Genomic DNA, 19,451 nt, shown 5'->3' on the forward strand with positions numbered 1-19,451 from the left:
ATGTCAACGTTTAATGGAGCTACTTTATTGATAACTGGTGGTACAGGAAGTTTCGGTCATACTGTACTTAAGCATTTTTTAGATACTGATATAAGAGAAATCCGCATATTCAGCCGTGACGAAAAGAAACAGGATGATATGCGCCATGAATTGCAGGCAAAGAATCCTGATACTGCAAAAAAAGTTAAGTTCTATATCGGAGATGTTCGTGATCCTCAGTCTATAAAAGATGCTATGCCCGGTGTTGATTTCATATTTCATGCTGCTGCATTAAAACAGGTACCTTCTTGTGAGTTTTTTCCTATGCAGGCTGTAAAGACCAATATTGAAGGAACAGATAATATGCTTCACGCTGCAATTGAAGCTGGTGTTAAGCGTGTTGTTTGTCTTTCAACAGACAAGGCAGCTTATCCTATAAATGCTATGGGTATTTCCAAGGCAATGATGGAACATGTTATTACCGCTAACGCTCGTGTAGCTGCAGAAAGAGGTAATACCGTTATTTGCTGTACTCGTTATGGAAATGTAATGTGTAGTCGTGGATCTGTTATTCCTTTATTTATAGATCAGATTAGAGCGGGTAATCCTATAACAATCACTAATCCAGAGATGACTCGTTTCCTTATGAACCTTGACGAGGCTGTCGATCTTGTTAAGTTCGCTTTTGAGCACGCTAATCCCGGGGATTTGTTTGTTCAAAAAGCTGATGCTTCTACAATAGGAGATCTCGCAAAGGCTGTTCAGAAGCTGTTTGGTGATACGGGAACAAGGATCATCGGCACACGTCATGGTGAAAAGCTCTATGAGACACTTCTTACACAGGAAGAGAGACTGCGTTCTGAGGACATGGGCGATTACTTCCGTGTCTCCGCTGATAACCGTGATCTCAATTATGATAAGTATTTCGTTAAAGGTCAAGTTCAGACTCAGGCTGATGAGGCATACACAAGCCATAATACTGTCAGACTTGATGTTGAGGGAACGATTAAAAAACTACTCACTACAGATTATGTTAATGAGCAGTTGAATATCGGGAAGTGAGTACATAACATGAAGTTTTTAATTCTTGGATGCAACGGTATGGCTGGTCATACCATTAGCTTATACTTGAAAGAACAGGGTCATGATGTATTTGGCTTTGATCTTCGCCCTTCCACTTTGATTGAAAGCACAACTGGAAACGCAATGGATTCCGCGTTTATAAAAGATCTTGTCGGCGTTAATAGGTATGACAGTATTATCAACTGTATTGGACTTCTTAATCAGTTCGCAGAGAACAATAAATCCAGCGCAGCTTATCTTAACGGATATTTTCCGCATTATCTTGCAGAATTGACAGAAGGAACAGATACTCAGGTAATACATATGAGTACAGATTGTGTTTTCTCCGGAAAGCGTGGGCAGTATACTGAAGATGATTTGCGTGACGGGGAGACCTTCTATGATCGTTCAAAAGCTCTTGGTGAACTGGAAGATGATAGGAATATAACTATGCGTAATTCAATCGTAGGTCCTGATATTAATCCAAATGGTATAGGACTTCTCAACTGGTTTATGAAGCAAGAAGATACGGTAAATGGCTTCTTAGGAGCAATCTGGACAGGACAGACAACTTTACAGCTTGCAAAAACAATGGAAGTTGCGGCTAAAACTAAGGCTCATGGATTGTTTAATACCGTACCTTCTGAAAGTATAAATAAATACGAATTGCTTAAGCTCTTTAATCACTACATGAGAAATGATAAGATCAATATCATTCCTGTTGATAAAACAGTAGCTGATAAATCTTTAAAACGTACAAGATTTGAATTTGACTATCTTATCCCTGATTATGAGCAAATGGTAGCGGAACTTGCTGATTGGATGAGAGCACATAAATCATTATATCCACATTATGAACTTTAATGGCGAGGATTTGAGGAGTAAAATACATGGAGATAAAGAAATTGCGTTTGATGACTATTGTCGGAACAAGACCTGAGATCATTAAAATGTCTGCAATCATTAAGAAAGCTGATCAGTACTTTGATCAGATACTTGTTCACACAGGTCAGAATTACGATTATGAGCTTAACAAGGTGTTCTTTGAAGATTTGGGTCTCAGAGAGCCTGATTACTATCTTGGTGTGGTTGGTGAGAATCTTGGTCAGACAATGGGTAATGTAATCTCAAAGTCTTATGAGCTTATGCAGGAAGTAAAACCAGATGCTATAATAGTGCTTGGAGATACAAACTCATGTCTTTGCGTTATTTCTGCAAAGAGACTCAAGATTCCGGTATTCCATATGGAAGCCGGAAACAGATGCAAAGATGAGAATCTGCCTGAAGAGGTTATTAGAAGAATTGTTGATGTTACCAGCGATGTCAATCTGTGCTATTCTGAACATGCCCGCAGATATATTCTTGATACCGGCGTAAAACCGGAGTATACCTATGTAGTCGGTTCTCCTATGGCAGAAGTTCTCTCTTCTTGTAAAGCTCAAATTGAAAACAGCACTATTCTTGAGACTCTTGGATTAAAATCTAACGGATATATACTGCTTTCAGCACATCGTGAAGAGAATATAGATATTGAAGAAAACTTCTTTAGCCTTATGAATGCTGTCAATGCTATGGCTGAAAAGTATGATATGCCTATTCTCTATTCTTGTCATCCGAGGAGTAAGAAATACATAGAAGCCAGAGGCTTTAAGTTTGACAGCAGAGTCATCCAGCACAAGCCGCTTGGTTTCTTTGATTATAACAAGTTGCAACAGAACGCTTTTTGTGTTGTTAGCGATAGCGGAACTATTCCTGAGGAAGGTGCATACTTCAAGTTCCCAGCTGTATCTATCAGAACAAGTACGGAACGTCCCGAAGCAATGGATAAGGGCGTTTTTACAATCGGTAGCATAACTACTGAACAGGTACTTCAGGCTGTTGATCTTGCTGTGTCTATGCATGCTAATGGTGATGATGCAGTTGATGTGCCGGGATATGTTGATAAGAATGTAAGTGTCAAGGTAATCAAACTGATTCAGAGTTATGTCGGTATAATAAATAAGATGGTTTGGAGAAAATGCAATGAGAATAGCGATTGTTGATGTTGCTGCTGAAAGTGGTGGAGCATTGTCAGTATTGATGGATTTTCTAAATTATCTTCATTCAATAGACGATGATAAGAATGAATACTATATATTTGTAAGCCAATCAATTGAAATTGAGAACAATAAGTTTCATGTTGTAATAAAACCAGAAATAAAAAAATCATGGTTTTGCCGATTAAAGTGGGAACTACTAGAAGCTAAAAAGGATTTTACTAAGTATAGAATAGATACAATTATTTCTCTTCAAAATACGGGTTTCTTTTTTCGTGGTTTTAGACAGATTGTTTATTTTCACAATGTATTACTTTTAGAGAGTAAAAAAAAGTATTCACTGTTCAATAAAGAAGAACGTAAGTTTGCGTTGTACACAAGATTAATAGCACCTTATACAATTAGAAGTATGAAATTTGCAAATACTATCATTTGTCAGACAAATACAGTAAAGAATAAATTACAAGTTTTTCTTCCCAAAATTAATAAGATTGTTATTAATCCAAATGTTCATATTGATGATGAATATATAAATACAGCGAGATTTCCCATAAAGGGGTTTATTTATCCGACGTCTGCGGTTCCATTTAAAAAAATAGAAGATATACTTAAATGTATAAAAATTAACAAAAAGTGGTTTTTATATAACAAACTTGAAGTAATTATTACACTAACAGGTAATGAAAACGAATATTCCAAACGAGTGTATAATTTTGCTAAGAAATTAGGAATTGTTAGTTTTATTGGTTATCAGTCAAGAAGCACGATTATTGAATATTATAGAAATTATTCACTCATAAATAATTCAGATATTGAATCTTTTCCGCTGCCATTTATGGAGGCTGCATTAGTTGGAACACCTATTGTATCATCTGCGCACGATTATGCCATAGAGATATTAAGCAACAATGAAGCGGCATTTTTATTTAAAACAGGCGATATGAATGAAATGTTTAAGTGCATGAAAAAAGCATTCGACTTTAGACCTTCTCATACTGTAGATTGTCACATGATTAAAGATAATACCTGGAAGAAAGTTTTTGACTTGTTATAATGGAAATGAATTAGTTTATGAAGGGTCTCATGTTTCTATTTATAGATGAAGAGAAGAATACGGATAATACCATAAGCGGTTTATACAATTAAAGAAAAAAATGGTTTTGTGATTTATGAAGCGTTAGCAGATATGTGTACCAATAATTTGAGACCAAACTCCGTGGAATGAATTTGAGGAAAACTATTATTTTAGTCTCAACGCGAATTCCACACGAATATAAGATGCTAACAGGTGATTTTGATGAAAAAAAATAATATAGATATATCGGCTAAATTGTTATTACTAATACTGTCATCCGCGGTTATGTATATTTTTCCGAATGTAAATGAATTACCATTAGTAGGTGGATATATTGTATTTCTAAGTATTATTTTCATAATTAAATCGTATAAGAATATTATGTCTTTTATTGTTGCATTATTTTTATTTTGGTTTAATTACAGTATAATCTTTGCAAATTACTTTCTTGATATGCATTCATTTTATCTTAGAGATTCGTACTCAGCAGTATCAGTAATAGGATTAAGAGTACTATTGATATTTAATTTGATTTTATGTTTGTTCACAAAAAATAGTGACAGCAAAAACTATGAAATAGCATGGAAATATAATAAGCCCGTTAGTGAGATAATCGCATGGGGCTATTTATTTCTTTTGACATTCATCCTGATCTTTGGATTTTCCCGACCAGCTAAGGAAGGTGGTCGAGGGTCACCTTCTACGATATACGAGTACTCTATAGTACTATTTATCGTTGGTTATTATTTCTTTCATTCAAACAAGTATTATATTAATTTAAGTTCTTTTCTCTTGATTTTATATGCTTTACAGAACTTGTATTACGGAGGTAGAATTACTGCCCTGCAAGAGTTGACAATTTTTTTTATTCTTTTTGTTCACAAGAAATCTAAGACTAATTTAAAAACAATGATTCCAGTTGTAATATTTTCGTTTATCATATTTACTGGAGTTGGACTTTTTAGAGCTAATTTTCGACTGTCAACCTCAACTATAAATGATATTTTTGAATCGAGCAATAATAAAGCATTAACTCTTGATACAGCATACTCTGCGTATTACACTTCCTTAACATTTATTAAAACCGAATCAATACTATCTTTACCAGAAAGATTAAGGATATTTATAAATTGGATATGTTCACAGTTGGTAGGAGGAAGTTTAATCAGAGAATCGAATGTTGCTCAAATAACAAGACGTTATTACATACATTATTATGGCGGTGTGCTTCCATTTTTCGGACATTTCTTTATGGGATACATAGGGACAATTTTGATAAGTCTTGTAGTTGCAAAATACATAAATGACTTGAAGTCTTTTTACAAAAAATCAGGTTTATCAAAATGTATTTTACTTTACTTTGTTGTCACAACTCCAAGATGGTTTTTGTATTCTCCGTCTCCATTATTTAGAGGAGCATTTCTAGTTTTTGTTGTGTATTATATTACTGAACAGTTCAATGCTTTTTTTATGAAACGACAATATATGAGAATGAATGAACGCGACAAATTACAATATGCCAAAGCTTAATCGAATAAAATGCTTTATAACTTAATATTAAACCCATTTTTACAGAAATATGCAATATGTTGCAATCATTAAAAAAGTCTCATTAGTTTACATTTTTTTGATACTTCCCCAAAACATAGCTAAGGAGAGTTAGAGTGAAACAATTTTATAAAGATTTTATCGGCAAAACAATAAATAGTCAAGAACAGTTGAAAATACAACTAGACATTCTGAAATATGTTGCAAGTTTTTGTGAAAAGAATGGGCTTCGATATTTTTTGGCTGATGGAACGCTACTTGGAGCTGTCAGGCATCATGGCTATATTCCTTGGGATGATGATATTGATATACGGATGCCAAGACCAGATTATGAAAAAATGTGTGAATTATTCAATTCAAAAGATAATGATGGAACATATCATTTAATTCAGCCTTCTGATGACGAAGCACAGCATTATTTTGTCAAGATTATCGATACTCGAACTATCAAGATTGAGCCCTATTTGAACTATAAATTTGGTCTGATTGGGATTGACATTGATGTCTTTCCAATTGATGGAGCACCATCAAATCCGAATGAGTATGATAAATATCAAAAAACAATTAGAGGATATAATAAAACGTATATGCTGAAAAAGAAGATTTTTTTTCGCAGGATGTTGACAATCGGAAAAGATTTCGTTAAAAATCGCTTCAAAGCTCATTTTTGTCCATTTATGAGTTTTAAGGCAGTTGCACGCAAAGTAAAACAATTATCAAATCAATATGATTTTGAAAAATCGGAATATGTGTGTCATATTGGTATCGGGGATAGATACCGATTTCCAAGATCAGCATATAGTGATTACAAAATGATGCAGTTTGAAGATACACAGTTTAGAATTCCTTGTGGTTATGATGAGATATTAACTGCTCATTATGGAGATTATATGAAATTGCCTCCTGTTGAAAAACAGATTACGCATCATGTCAATAATGCTTATTGGAAAAAATAATGAGGTGAATAGAATGTTAAACTTTACAGTAGGTCCAGTTATGTGCAGTGATGAAGTATGTGCGGTTGGCGGTGAGCAGGTTCCCTATTTCAGAACGCCGGAATTTTCAGAATTGATGCTGGAAAATGAAAAGCTTATGCTGAAGTTTTCCAAAGCGCCCGCAGGATCGAGAGTAGCTTTTATGACCAATTCTTCTACTGGATCGATGGAAGCGACAGTTATGAACTGTTTTACAGCATCGGATAAGGTGCTGGTTATCAACGGCGGTAGCTTTGGTCAGCGATTTGTTGAACTGTGCGAGATTCATGATGTTCCACACGATATTCTGAAGCTGAATCATGGACAGAAGCTTACCAAAGAAAGACTATATGAATACGACAACAAGGACTATACTGGATTGCTTGTCAATATTGATGAAACTTCTACCGGTGTCCTTTATGATTCGGAAATGATTGGTGAATTCTGTAAAAAGAATGATATCTTCTACGTTTGCGACTGTGTTTCGGCATTCCTAGCTGATACGTTTGATATGGCACACTGCGGTGCGGATGTAATGATAACCGGTTCGCAGAAGGTTCTTGCTTGCCCTCCTGGCGTTTCCATGATTGTTCTTGCTCCCAGGGCTGCGGAGCGTGTGACAAACGCAAATGTGAAGTCAATGTACTTCAATCTTGCAGATGTTCTCAAAAATATGGAACGTGGACAGACACCGTTCACTCCTGCTGTTGGTATACTTCGTCAGATAAACACACGACTGAAGGAAATTGAGGCAGCAGGTGGGGCAGATGCTGAAATTGCCCGTGTTGCAGCCCAGGCACAAGATTTCCGTGAGAAGATCAAAGAATTGCCATTTGAATTTGTATCTGAGTCTCCAGCTAATGGTGTTACATCGGTTCATCCGTTGAATGCAGATGCCTATGAGATTTTCATGGAACTTAAAGACCATTATGGAATCTGGATTTGTCCGAACGGCGGAGAAATGAAAAGTACTATATTCCGTGTTGGTCACATTGGTTACTTGAATCACGAAGACAATACTACGCTTATAAACGCTTTGAAAGATATGCAAAGAAAAGGTAAACTGTGAGAAAAACGTTTTTAATGGAGATGATATAGTGATCAAAGTAATTACATACGGAACATATGATATGCTCCATTATGGACATATTCGTCTACTTGAAAGAGCCAAAGCACTTGGTGATTATCTTATAGTTGGTGTAACATCTGATGACTATGATAAAACAAGAGGAAAAATTAATCTTCAGCAATCCTTGATGGAACGTGTTGAAGCAGTCAAAGCGATAGGTATTGCTGATGAAATAATAGTTGAAGAATACGAAGGTCAAAAAATAGATGATATCCGCCGTTATCAGGTCGATATTTTTACTGTTGGTTCTGATTGGGAAGGCAAGTTTGACTATCTTAATGAATACTGCAAGGTCGTATATCTTCCCCGTACTGAGGGCGTATCAAGCTCTGAAATACGAGCTGAAAAGAGAAAGCTTAAAATTGGAACCATCGGCGGAAAAGGACTGTGTTCAAAATTCAAAAGAGAAATGCAGTTCGTGAACGGTGTTGAGTATCAGGAATGTGGTAATGATTTTAAAAACGTTGATGCGGTATATATTGCAACACATCCCGAAAGACACTATGCCGATGTTAAGAGAGCGCTGGAACTTGGGAAGCACGTCATCTGCGAGTCACCTATTGCACTCAAAGTTGGTGAATGCAGAGAGCTTTTGAATCTGGCTCATGAAAAAGGTCTTATTTTGACTGATGCGATTAAAACTGCATATTCTACTGCTTATTCAAGGTTGCTTGTTGTTGCAAAAAGCGGTAGGATAGGTGATATTATATCCGTGGATTCAGTATGTACAAGCTTGAGTGATAATGTATATGATGAAAATGTCGATTTGTCACGTAAACAAAATAGTATATGCGCATGGGGACCAACAGCTATGCTTCCAATTTTTCAGTTGCTTGGGACGGAGTATAGATCAAGTAATATTATTACTCAAATTATTGACAGTAATATAAACTTTGATGGATATACTAAAATTGATTTCGTTTATGATAAGGCTGTTGCATCTGCAAGAGTAGCAAAAGCAGCAAAGGCCGAAGGTGAACTCGTTATTACTGGTACCAAGGGATACATTTATGTTCCTGCACCTTGGTGGAAAACTGATTATTTTGAGATTCGATTTGAAAATCCAGCTGATAATAAAAGGTATTTTTATCAGTTAGATGGAGAGGGAATTAGGTATGAAATAGTTGCGTTTGCAAAATCGGTAGAAAGTGGACGAGATAATTTCTATATCAATAATTCTATATCGTCAGAAATCTCTAAGACAATAGAAAAGTACAATTCTAATGATTACATTGAAATATGAAAAGGAATAACAATGAATAATGCAAAAGAATTAAGTCCGGAACAGTTTAGAAAAATGCAGCTGACAGAACTCGATATGCTTGTTGAGTTTGACAGGGTGTGCCAGAAGAATAAGATCAGATATGTTTTGTTTGGCGGAAGTCTTCTTGGTGCGGTGCGTCATAAAGGATATATTCCATGGGACGATGATGCGGATATTGGAATGCTGCGTGAAGATTACAATAAATTTAAACGTCATATAAACGAATTGAATCCGGATATTTGTTATTTCCAGGATCATGATACAGACCCAGAGTATAGATGGGGATATGGGAAGTTGCGTAGAACAGGAACGAAATATGTTCGTGTTGGTCAGGAACATCTGAAATGTAAGACGGGTATATTTGTTGATGTATTTCCTATGGATGATATTCCTTTGTCAGTATTTGGACAGATACTACAGGATTTGCATTGCTTTTGTCTAAGAAAGATTTTATGGTCCGAAGTTGCTAAATACAACACAAAAGGCTTTTGGAAGATATGGTTCACTCTTTTATCGAAGATTCCTGTTTCATTTGCATTTGATCAGTATAAGATTTATGAGAAAAAGAGCAGAAATCGCACTCCCAACAGAGTGAGATGTCTTTCTTTCCCGGCTACAGGAACCTTGTATAAGAAAAACCCTATCAACGAGCGTTATGGAATGCCAAAATCATGGTTTACAGAAAGAAAGAAATATTTCTTTGAGGGAAAGTATTTTTTCAGTTCTCGTGACTTTGATACGGTGTTAAAGTATATTTACGGAGATTATATGGAAATTCCAGATGAAAAAGGCAGAGAACAGCATTCGCCGTTTTCGGAAATAAAGTTTCCTGAAGAATAAACAAGAAGGAGAAATAGAATGATAGTAAAATGCAAGCAGTCAGACATTGATCTGATCTTATCTTATATAGGCAATGATTATCCAAAATGCCTATATCTCTTTCTTAATGTAAATAAATATGGTTTGGAACACGGCAGAATTGAAGCGTTTATCCAATACTGCAAGGGTGATATCAGTTCTGTTATGTTGCAGTATTACTCTTGTTTACACATCTATTCAAAGGATAATTATTTTGATAATGAAGAACTGACCGACTTCATTTTCTCTAAGAAAGAACTGACTATGCTTTATTGTGAAGCTTCAACCGCTGATAAGATTGCTTCAAACCTTTCCAAAAAGACAGACAAACAATTTTCTGTTACAAAGGGGTGGGTAGCTCAAATAAATGCTCTTAAAACAACTCCTAATGGTCTGGCAGAAAAGGCTGAGAGTAAAGATTTTGAACAGATTGTCAAAATGATCTATGATGATGAGGATATCGGGAGATCGTATAAATATGATGAACTGGCAAAACAGCTTGAAGAAAGAAATAAAGAAGGGTATTCACGGAATTTAGTTATCAAGGATAATGAATTAGTAATAGCACACGCTTGTACAAATGCAGAATTTGAAAATGTGTCTGTTGTAGCAGAATTACTTGTCAGGAAAGAATATCGCAGGCAGGGTCATGCTTCAGAAATATGGGGAGATATCTGTAAAGAGTTGCTGGAAGAAGGGAAAGAGGTCTATTCATTTTATTATTCGTTTGAATCTCGTGCTTTACATAAGAAACTTGGTTTTGAAGAGGTTTGTGAGTGGTCTAAAATAGTATTCTAACGTTAATAGGTGGATAATATGAATGAAGAAAACAAAAAAATATGGGCAGTTGAGCTTGATCTCCTTGAAAAACTAAAGGATATTTGTAATAAGTACGGTTTGAAATACTGTGCAAGTTCCGGAACTTTACTTGGTGCAGTACGTCATAAGGGTTTTATTCCCTGGGATGATGATATTGATGTTTTTCTTCCGTGGGCGGATTACAAAAAGTTATTGGAAGTAGCACCAAAAGAATGTTCCTATCCGTTCTTCTTTCAGAGTTTTCTGAATGAAAAGGACGGTGAAACAAGTGCTAGTAGACTTAGAAGAAGTGATACTACTGGTTTTACAAAATGGGAGTATGAAAATGTCGGTGCTGACTATGACAAAGGTATTTTTATTGACATTTTTCCGCTGTTCTATGTTCCTGAATCTAAGGCTGATCAGGCTGCTCAAAAGGAAACCATTATGTTTTTCTGGAAATGCATTAGAGGACATGACGCATTAGTCCAAATTAACAGAGGAAAAACACCAAACCCAGACTATGAAAAGTACATAATGTATTATAAATGCGTAAGTGAATCAATGACAATCACGGATATCAAATGGGCCTATCTAAACGCTTGTGCAATTGATGATAAACCTACATCGATAGTAGGTGCAACTTCTTCTCGTGTGCATTTAGATTCTCTTATGTGGGAAACAGCACTCTATGACGAGTATATTGATTTACCATTTGAAAATACGACAATCAAAGTGCCAAAATACTACGAGGCTGTTTTGGATAAACAATATGGCGATTGGAGAACACCCATTGAAAATGGATCTCGGCATGAAATGATTGTTATAGATACTGAAACACCTTGGAGAAAGTATATGAAGTAGATTTATTATAGTTTTTTTGTTCAGTGTATTAAGTAGGAGGTGGAATTTGGATGATCAGTATAATTGTTCCTGTATATAATACTTCGCAGTTCCTTGATAGATGTTTGCAGTCTTTAGTGTCACAGACATATAAAGATATTGAGATTATCCTTATTGACGATTGTTCTACTGATAATTCAGCAGAAATAATGCGTCAATGGGAAACCAAAGACGATAGAATAAAAGCGATATATAAAAGTGAAAACACAGGAGTTAGCGATTCTAGGAATCGTGGACTAAGCATTGCAAATGGAGATTTTATTGGATTTGTCGATAGTGATGACTGGATTGATCCGAATATGTATTTCAAAATGAATGAATCTTTAATTAAATTTGATGCTGATATTGCTATATGTTCAACAAGAAAAGTTTATTCTGATAGAAATGAAGATTTATTAGTGCCAAATAATGAATCATGTATATCAAGAGAAGAAGCTTTTTCTACTTGTTTAAAGTATCTTGGTCGTGGATCAAATAATATGTTTCTGTGGAACAAATTATTCAGAAAAAATATTTTTGATACTATTCCTAATTTTCATACTGATATACGATATTGCGAAGATATTTTATGGGTAACAGAGGCATTTTGCAAAGCAAGAAAATTTGTTCTGTGCTCAGACATTGGATACTATTACAGATGCCTTAGAGAAGGCAGTTCAATCAATCTGCTAAATAATGGAATCACCGATCCGATAAATGCATATAACTTGATTTGCAAAGAATTGATCAATCATAATATAAGTTGTTCAAATGCTGCATACCAAAGAATGATTGATTACAAAGATATCTTATTTAGAAATGCTGCAAAACAAGGAAATATAAAGATGTTTCGAATAGGGGCAAATAAATACAACAGGCATTTATTTCGTTGGCTTTGGAGAGAAAAGAATTATTATGCATTAAAATGGGTAGTTCGTAAGGAGATATCTATATTATATTATTCTATTATTTTGATAATTAATAAAGTTAAATATTTTTTCTGTTCGTGAATATAGTGACTATAAATTCGTAGTAACAATCGGGTCAATGGTAATTAGGATATATATGGTAACAAAAAATAGTTAAAGAAAAAGACGGCAGGATGTTGATATGAAAAAGATTGCTATTCTAACCATTACTGATGGACAAAATTATGGAAATCGCCTTCAGAACTATGCTCTTCAAAAAGTTTTGACTGGCTTAGGTTATGATGTTGAAACAATTCAGAGAAGAACGTGGCGTGACCTAAGAGGAATAAAGAAATATAAGCAGCTTATTAAAAATATGATAAAGAGTGTATTGGGTTATCCTAGTTGCAGGTTCCGCAAGCTACGTGTCAGGTCGTTTGATAAGTTTAATAAAAGATATTTAAAGTTCTCAGACGTTGTTCTATGCGATAATCGTTATCCCAGCGGTCTGTCAAAAAGATACGATTATTTTGTTGTAGGCAGCGATCAAGTATGGAATGCGGGATTCAGGATAATATATGAGGATATAAAGAATCATCTGGCTTATTTTGCAGAATCCCAACAGAGAATATCATATGCAGCAAGCTTTGGGACAAATTGTATTGCATCCGGATATGAAGATATCTTTAAAGAGGAACTGCCGAAATTTAAGGCCGTTTCGGTAAGAGAAATAAGCGGTGTGAAGATAGCTAGAGAATGCGGTGTTGAAGCAACCGTCGTAATCGACCCGACAATGTTGCTGACTAGCACACAATGGCTTGAGATTGCTAAGAAGCCATCATACATAGAGGATGAACCTTTCGTAATGACTTATTTTCTTGGCGGCAGAGATGATGAACTAAAGGATTATATACGAAGGATATCTGAAGGTAAAAAAATTGTAGATCTTGAGATAGAATCTGTTACAGATGATAAAATAAGCTCTATAGATGTATATTGCTCTGCGCCTGATGAATTTGTGTGGTTGGCAGCAAACGCCGATTGTATTATTACAGATTCTTTCCACGCAACTGTGTTTTCAATCCTTTTTCACAGACCTTTCTGCGTATTTGAAAGAAAGGCTATTAATAAAAGCTACAAAATGGGCAGTAGATTAGATACTTTGTTAGGGCTTTTTCATTTAGATAGATTTCATGACAGTAATAGAAGTTTTTCAGTAATCCCTGAAGAATATGTAACTGATGAAATAGAACAAATCCTAATGACTGAGAGAAAAAAATCTATGGAATTTTTAAGGAGTGCATTATCTGAATGAAGATTGAGCGAACCAAAAATGCAGCAAGAAATATTGTTTGGGGAATTATAGAAAAAGTAGCTTCATTATTACTACCATTTGCAGTAAGAACAATAATGATTAAAGCTCTTGGTTCTGAATACTTAGGATTAAGTAGTTTGTTTACATCAATTCTATCTGTTCTCAGTATTTCAGAACTCGGAATAGGTACGGCTATTGTATTCAGTATGTACAAGCCAATCGCTGAAGATGATAATGATATGCTTTGTGCTTTGCTTAATGCATATAGAAGTGTGTATAGATTGATTGGAATAATAATTCTTTTTGCAGGAATAGCCATTACCCCATTTCTTCCTAAACTGGTAAAGGGCTCAGTTCCTTCAGATGTAAGTTTGTACGCTCTGTATTTTATCTATTTGTTTAATACTGTTATTAGCTACTTTTTGTTCTCATATAAGGCTGCATTGTTTTCTGCATTTCAGAGAAATGATTTAGTATCTAAGCGCAGTTTTGTAATAAATCTTGTTAGCAACATATATAAAATTGTTGTATTACTCTTGTTTCACAATTATTATATATATGTTATTGTTATTCCAGCAGCTACTATTGCAACAAATTTATTGAATGCATATTTAGCTAATAAAATGTTTCCTGATATACAGTGTAAAGGTGTGTTACCAAAGGAAACTAAGGATGGAATAAAGAAAAGAATAATTGGACTTATGTCATTTAAGATCTACAATGTTGTTTTTGCATCAGTAGACAGTATAGTTATTTCGTCTTTTCTTGGATTGACACCCCTTGCAATATATAATAATTACTATTATGTACAGAATTCATTAGTTGGATTTTTAGTGATACTTACATCATCAATAACTGCTGGTGTAGGTAATAAAATGGTAACTAACAGCAAGGAAGATAATTATTCAGATTTCAAAAAAATCACGTTTGTTAATGGCTGGATATGCAGCTTGTGTGCAGTTTGTATGTTTTGCTTATATCAGCCGTTCATGGTGTTATGGGTCGGAAAGGAACTGGTATTTCCATTCAGTACAATGACACTGATGGTTTTTTATTTTTTGCTTCCAAGAATCACAACGATCCAGTATACCTATAGGGAAGCTGCTGGTTTATGGTGGGAAGACCGTTTCAGACCATTGATTGCGACTGTCGTAAATCTGAGCACCAATCTGATACTCGTTCAGATTATAGGAATGAACGGAGTTATCATTTCTACACTTATCTGTACTGTTTTTATTAATGTTCCGTGGGGAGCAATTGTGCTATTTAAGAAGTATTTTAATATGTCTCCCAGAGAATATTTTTATCATATAGCTTTCTATCTTTTGATCACTTCTTTGGCGGGAGTTATTACTTATTCATTGTGTTGTATCATACCACTTAAGGGAATCGTTAACCTAGCGATTAGAAGTGTATTTTGCCTGATAATACCAAATGTGGTTTTCTGGATATTCTATCATAAAAGAGAAGAATACTCATTTGCTGTAGGATTGGTTTGCAGAATAAAAAAGCATGTACTTAAATAATGAATGTAATATGCTTTAAATAGTCGGATTAATATGATAGCGTAGATAGCTGTAAGTTACGGAGGAAATAAATATATGGGAAAGTATTCTGTAGAAAAAAGTATTCAGATTCTTATTGCAATATTAAAGGCAAATAACATAAGAAAGGTTATTGTCAGTCCCGGCACAACAAATATCAGCTTGGTTGTAAGTATGGTGAACGACGGAAGCTTTGAAATGTATTCTGCTGTAGATGAGCGAGGTGCAGCATATATTGCCTGCGGTCTTGCATCGGAAAGCGGAGAACCCGTTGTTATTACTTGCACAGGTTCAACTGCATCCAGAAATTACTACCCAGGACTGACCGAAGCGTTTTATCGCAAATTACCTATCCTTGCAATTACTGCTTCTCAGGATTTTGTTCGTAACGGAAATCTAAGTCCCCAATTCATTGATAGAACTCAGCAGCCCAAAGACAGCGTTTTGCTCAGTGTCCAGATTCCAATTGTCAGAAATTCAGCTGATGAATATGATGCTACAATTAAGATCAACAGAGCTGTAACGGAGCTTTTTCACCATGGCGGCGGACCTGTACATATTAATCTAGCTTCGAGCTATACTAATGATTTTTCTGTTGAAGAATTACCAAGTGTTCATATAATTAATCGACATACATATAGTGACCAAAAACAATATCCCAAAATTGAGCTGGGTAAAAAAGTTGGTATAATTATTGGAAATCATAAAACATTCAGTGTGCAGTTAACAGAAGCAATCGACAATTTCTGTGCAATATACGATGCAGTGGTGATCGTTGATCACAGCAGTCACTATTGGGGAAATTACAGAGTTCTTCCTACAATTCTTACTTGCCAGGGAGCTCATAACTCTAAATTGTTTGATTTTGAATTATTGATCCATATTGGTGAGGCACACGGTGATTATTATACTGAACCATATATGAAGCGTGCGAAAGAAGTATGGCGCATAAGCGAAGATGGCGAGATAAGGGATACATTTGGGGTATTAACCAATTTGTTTGAAATGACGGAATTACACTTCTTTGATACATATAACAAAAACTTTCAAGAAGTGAATCCTAAGCATGATCAAAGAGATCTGTTTTATAAAGAAATAAATGATATATATGATCAAATTCCAGAGCTGCCTTTTTCAAATATATGGATTGCTCAGCAAATTATTCCCCAATTTCCTTCGGATGCTTGTTTGGAATTAGGAGTTAGCAATACCATGAGATCATGGACATTTTTTGATTTCAAATCGGAAGTCTATGTTTTGGCTAACACAGGATGTCGTGGAATCGATGGAGCTATTCCTACATTGGTCGGAATGTCACTTGCAGATCCTGAAAAAATACATTTTGCGGTCATGGGTGATTTGACGTTCTTTTATAGCTTTAATGTTCTTGGAAACCGACATATTGGTAAGAATTTAAGAATTTTGTTGGTCAATAATGGATGTGGCGAAGAATTCAATATATACTCAAATAGGGCATATAAAATATATGATGGCGATCACGAAAAAATTAATGAGTTTATCGCAGCCGGAAATCAAACCGGAACCAGATCAAAACAATTAGTGAAACATTTTGCAGAAGATATTGGAATGAAATATATGACTGCATCAAATAAAGAAGAATTCACGCAATTATTGCCGGAATTTTTAAATACTGAGTCTGAAAGCGACTCCATTATTTTTGAAGTCTTTACAGATGTTGATGAAGAAAATACCGCATTAAAACTCATAAGAAATATAAGAATTGATACATCATCAGCTATAAAAGGGAAAATCAAAAGTTTATTGGGAAGAAAATAAGATTATTTAAAGGGAATTCGAATGAAAGTATTATTACTAGGCGGAACCGGAGCAATGGGAACACATGTCATTGACTTCCTTAAGAAAAAAGATAAAATTGAAATAGTTGTTTCTTCACGTTCTGCAAGAAAAGCTAATGATAAAGTTACATATGTCCAAGGTAATGCTAAAGACATTACATTCCTAAAAGAATTGTGCAAACAGCATTGGGATGCTATTCTAGATTTTATGGTTTACACAACATCAGAATTGCAAAGTCGAATTGACTTACTATTATCTTCTACAGTTCAGTATTTATTTTTCAGTTCAGCAAGAGTATATGCTGATTCATCAGACCTAATAACAGAGGACAGCCCCAGATTATTAGATGTTTGTACAGATCAAACATATTTATCTACAGATGAATATGCACTTGCAAAAGCACGAGAAGAAAATATTCTCTTTTCTCATAAGAATAAAAACTGGACAATTATCAGACCAAGCTTAACTTATGGCGAGAATCGCTTACAGTTGGGTGTTTATGAAAAAGAAAATTGGCTGTATCGAGCGTTACATGGTAGATCTATTGTTTTTTCAAAAGATTTGATGGAAAGGTACTATACTCTTTCTTATGGAAAAGATGTAGCTGAAGGAATTGCAGCACTTGTAGGCAATAAAGACGCGGTAGGAGAGGTCTTTCATATTGTTCAGGATCAGTCATTTCAGTGGAAAAACATATTAGAGTTATATGTAGCTGAGATTGAAAAAGTTACCGGAAAGAAACCTAATGTTGTATTAACTGAGAAGTCAACAAATTTAAAACTGGAATATAAAAAGTATCAAGTTATATATGGCAGATATTTCAACAGGCATTTTGATAATTCTAAAATCAAAAAGTTTGTTGATACCTCAAATTGGTTGCAACCTGATGATGGCTTGGTACAATGCCTTGATACGTTTTTAAAAGAGCCTGTATATCAGAATATTGATTGGAATGTAGAAGTATTGCTTGATAAGGCAGCACATGAATTTACTCCAATAAAAGATATAAAAGGCAAAAGAGCAAAACTAAGCTATCTAAAGCATAGATTTATATGATTGTTTACACTTTGTATTTATATAAACGATTGACACAGGAGGATAACCCGTGTATGCTGCAACAGAGCAGAACAGAACAGAACAGAACAGAACAGAACAGAGTAATACTATTCAATTATTCAGAGGACTTTCAATAATAGCTGTTGTATTTATACACAACACGCCTTCCGGAATAACACAGGTTTTTGTAAGACCATTTCTTAACTTTTCTGTAGGTTTATTCTTGTTTCTTAGCGGATTTCTAACTGATCCCAATAAAATTTCAATAAAGAAAAGACTTAAAAAAGTCTTAATACCCTATGTTATATGGACTGCTGTTTATGTGATTTTATATAATTATCAATCACCAGGCTCCATTCCCTTGCTATTCTTTAAAAACTTGATTACGGCAAATTCAGCTGCGATGATGTATTATATTGCAGTATACTGTCAGTTAACTTTGTTAGTTCCAATAATCAACAAGTTTGCAAATTCAAAATATAAATACTGGTTCCTTTTGATTTCTCCAATTGAAATAATAGTAATGCGAACACTCCCTATACTGTTTAGATTTCAATTTCCTAATATTATAACATCAATTATGCATATCTCGTTTGTGGGATGGTTTGAATATTACTATCTTGGATATCTTATTGGTAATAAGAAATTAGAGTTGTCAAGTATAAAAATACGAAAGATGTATTTTCTACTAGCTTTTTCGATACTATTTCAGTATGGAGAAGGTTTCCTTTTTTACTCATTGGAAAGTGATAAATGTGGAACTCAATTGAAGCTCAGCAGCTTGGCTACAGGAATTGTTATTTGCTTGATTAGCTGTTGCTTTATTACTAATGGAAAGAAATATAACTGTACCGCTATAAAGAATCTTGGCGATAAATCATTTGGTATTTATTTATCACATATGGCTATTATGCGTTTGTTAGGATTGATCCCCTTTTATTCGGAATATGTTGTATTTCCAATAAATGCTGGTATTATCATCATGTTTTCATATTTATTTGCTATTATTAGTAGTAGCATTCTTGCAAAGAATAATTATATTTGGAATGTGTAAGAATATATATTGCCAAAAAGTTGGTTTATATAAATATAAGAAATACTGAGGTTAGAAAAAACTGTTATTATCCATGGGTCGTCATTTGATTATGTCATCTCTTTCTTTGGCAATCTTATGTTGAATAACCCGTAAATAATAAGACTATTTA

General features: G+C 34.6%; 17 protein-coding genes. All 17 read left to right on the plus strand.

The window, feature by feature from the left end; all coding sequences use genetic code 11:
- Entirely contained in the window at positions 1-1,041 is a 1,041-nt protein-coding gene (locus RUMAL_RS18310) for a polysaccharide biosynthesis protein (protein ID WP_013483586.1), read from the plus strand.
- 9 nt (positions 1,042-1,050) lie between these two features.
- Complete coding sequence (locus RUMAL_RS18315) at positions 1,051-1,905, plus strand: SDR family oxidoreductase (protein ID WP_013483587.1); 855 nt, start codon at positions 1,051-1,053, stop codon at positions 1,903-1,905.
- Positions 1,906-1,937: 32 nt separating this feature from the next.
- Entirely contained in the window at positions 1,938-3,083 is a 1,146-nt protein-coding gene (gene wecB, locus RUMAL_RS18320) for a non-hydrolyzing UDP-N-acetylglucosamine 2-epimerase (RefSeq protein ID WP_028504351.1), read from the plus strand.
- Positions 3,064-4,131, plus strand: coding sequence for a glycosyltransferase (locus RUMAL_RS18325; protein ID WP_013483589.1), 1,068 nt, complete (start codon positions 3,064-3,066; stop codon positions 4,129-4,131). Before wecB ends, RUMAL_RS18325 begins: the two co-directional genes overlap by 20 nt.
- A 243-nt stretch (positions 4,132-4,374) precedes the next feature.
- On the plus strand, positions 4,375-5,682 hold the full coding sequence (locus tag RUMAL_RS18330) for an O-antigen polymerase (protein ID WP_013483590.1): 1,308 nt from the start codon (positions 4,375-4,377) through the stop codon (positions 5,680-5,682).
- Between the two features lie 134 nt (positions 5,683-5,816).
- The gene (locus tag RUMAL_RS18335; protein WP_013483591.1) at positions 5,817-6,656 is read left to right on the plus strand and encodes a LicD family protein; all 840 of its coding nucleotides are present in this window, start codon (positions 5,817-5,819) and stop codon (positions 6,654-6,656) included.
- Positions 6,657-6,669: 13 nt separating this feature from the next.
- Positions 6,670-7,743 carry a pyridoxal-phosphate-dependent aminotransferase family protein gene (locus tag RUMAL_RS18340; RefSeq protein WP_013483592.1) on the plus strand — a complete coding sequence of 358 codons (1,074 nt, stop codon included), beginning with the start codon at positions 6,670-6,672 and terminating at the stop codon, positions 7,741-7,743.
- A 28-nt stretch (positions 7,744-7,771) separates the two neighbouring features.
- Entirely contained in the window at positions 7,772-9,046 is a 1,275-nt protein-coding gene (locus RUMAL_RS18345; protein WP_013483593.1) for an adenylyltransferase/cytidyltransferase family protein, read from the plus strand.
- 12 nt (positions 9,047-9,058) lie between these two features.
- On the plus strand, positions 9,059-9,907 hold the full coding sequence (locus RUMAL_RS18350; RefSeq protein ID WP_013483594.1) for a LicD family protein: 849 nt from the start codon (positions 9,059-9,061) through the stop codon (positions 9,905-9,907).
- Positions 9,908-9,925: 18 nt separating this feature from the next.
- The gene (locus RUMAL_RS18355) at positions 9,926-10,723 is read left to right on the plus strand and encodes a GNAT family N-acetyltransferase (RefSeq protein WP_013483595.1); all 798 of its coding nucleotides are present in this window, start codon (positions 9,926-9,928) and stop codon (positions 10,721-10,723) included.
- Between the two features lie 18 nt (positions 10,724-10,741).
- Entirely contained in the window at positions 10,742-11,587 is an 846-nt protein-coding gene (locus RUMAL_RS18360; RefSeq protein WP_013483596.1) for a LicD family protein, read from the plus strand.
- A gap of 50 nt (positions 11,588-11,637) precedes the next feature.
- Positions 11,638-12,615, plus strand: coding sequence for a glycosyltransferase family 2 protein (locus RUMAL_RS21045; protein ID WP_013483597.1), 978 nt, complete (start codon positions 11,638-11,640; stop codon positions 12,613-12,615).
- 100 nt (positions 12,616-12,715) lie between these two features.
- A complete protein-coding gene (locus RUMAL_RS18370) occupies positions 12,716-13,828 on the plus strand; it encodes a polysaccharide pyruvyl transferase family protein (protein ID WP_013483598.1) in 1,113 nt (370 codons plus the stop codon).
- Complete coding sequence (locus tag RUMAL_RS18375) at positions 13,825-15,354, plus strand: oligosaccharide flippase family protein (protein ID WP_013483599.1); 1,530 nt, start codon at positions 13,825-13,827, stop codon at positions 15,352-15,354. The genes RUMAL_RS18370 and RUMAL_RS18375 overlap by 4 nt, the downstream gene beginning before the upstream one ends.
- 75 nt (positions 15,355-15,429) lie before the next feature.
- The gene (menD, locus tag RUMAL_RS18380) at positions 15,430-17,169 is read left to right on the plus strand and encodes a 2-succinyl-5-enolpyruvyl-6-hydroxy-3-cyclohexene-1-carboxylate synthase (RefSeq protein ID WP_013483600.1); all 1,740 of its coding nucleotides are present in this window, start codon (positions 15,430-15,432) and stop codon (positions 17,167-17,169) included.
- A gap of 21 nt (positions 17,170-17,190) precedes the next feature.
- Positions 17,191-18,246, plus strand: coding sequence for an NAD-dependent epimerase/dehydratase family protein (locus tag RUMAL_RS18385; protein ID WP_028504349.1), 1,056 nt, complete (start codon positions 17,191-17,193; stop codon positions 18,244-18,246).
- A 49-nt stretch (positions 18,247-18,295) separates the two neighbouring features.
- Entirely contained in the window at positions 18,296-19,300 is a 1,005-nt protein-coding gene (locus RUMAL_RS18390; protein ID WP_013483602.1) for an acyltransferase, read from the plus strand.
- The last annotated feature ends 151 nt before the right edge of the window (positions 19,301-19,451 follow it).

The sequence above is a fragment of the Ruminococcus albus 7 = DSM 20455 genome (assembly GCF_000179635.2).
Taxonomy (GTDB): Bacteria; Bacillota; Clostridia; order Oscillospirales; family Ruminococcaceae; genus Hominimerdicola; species Hominimerdicola alba.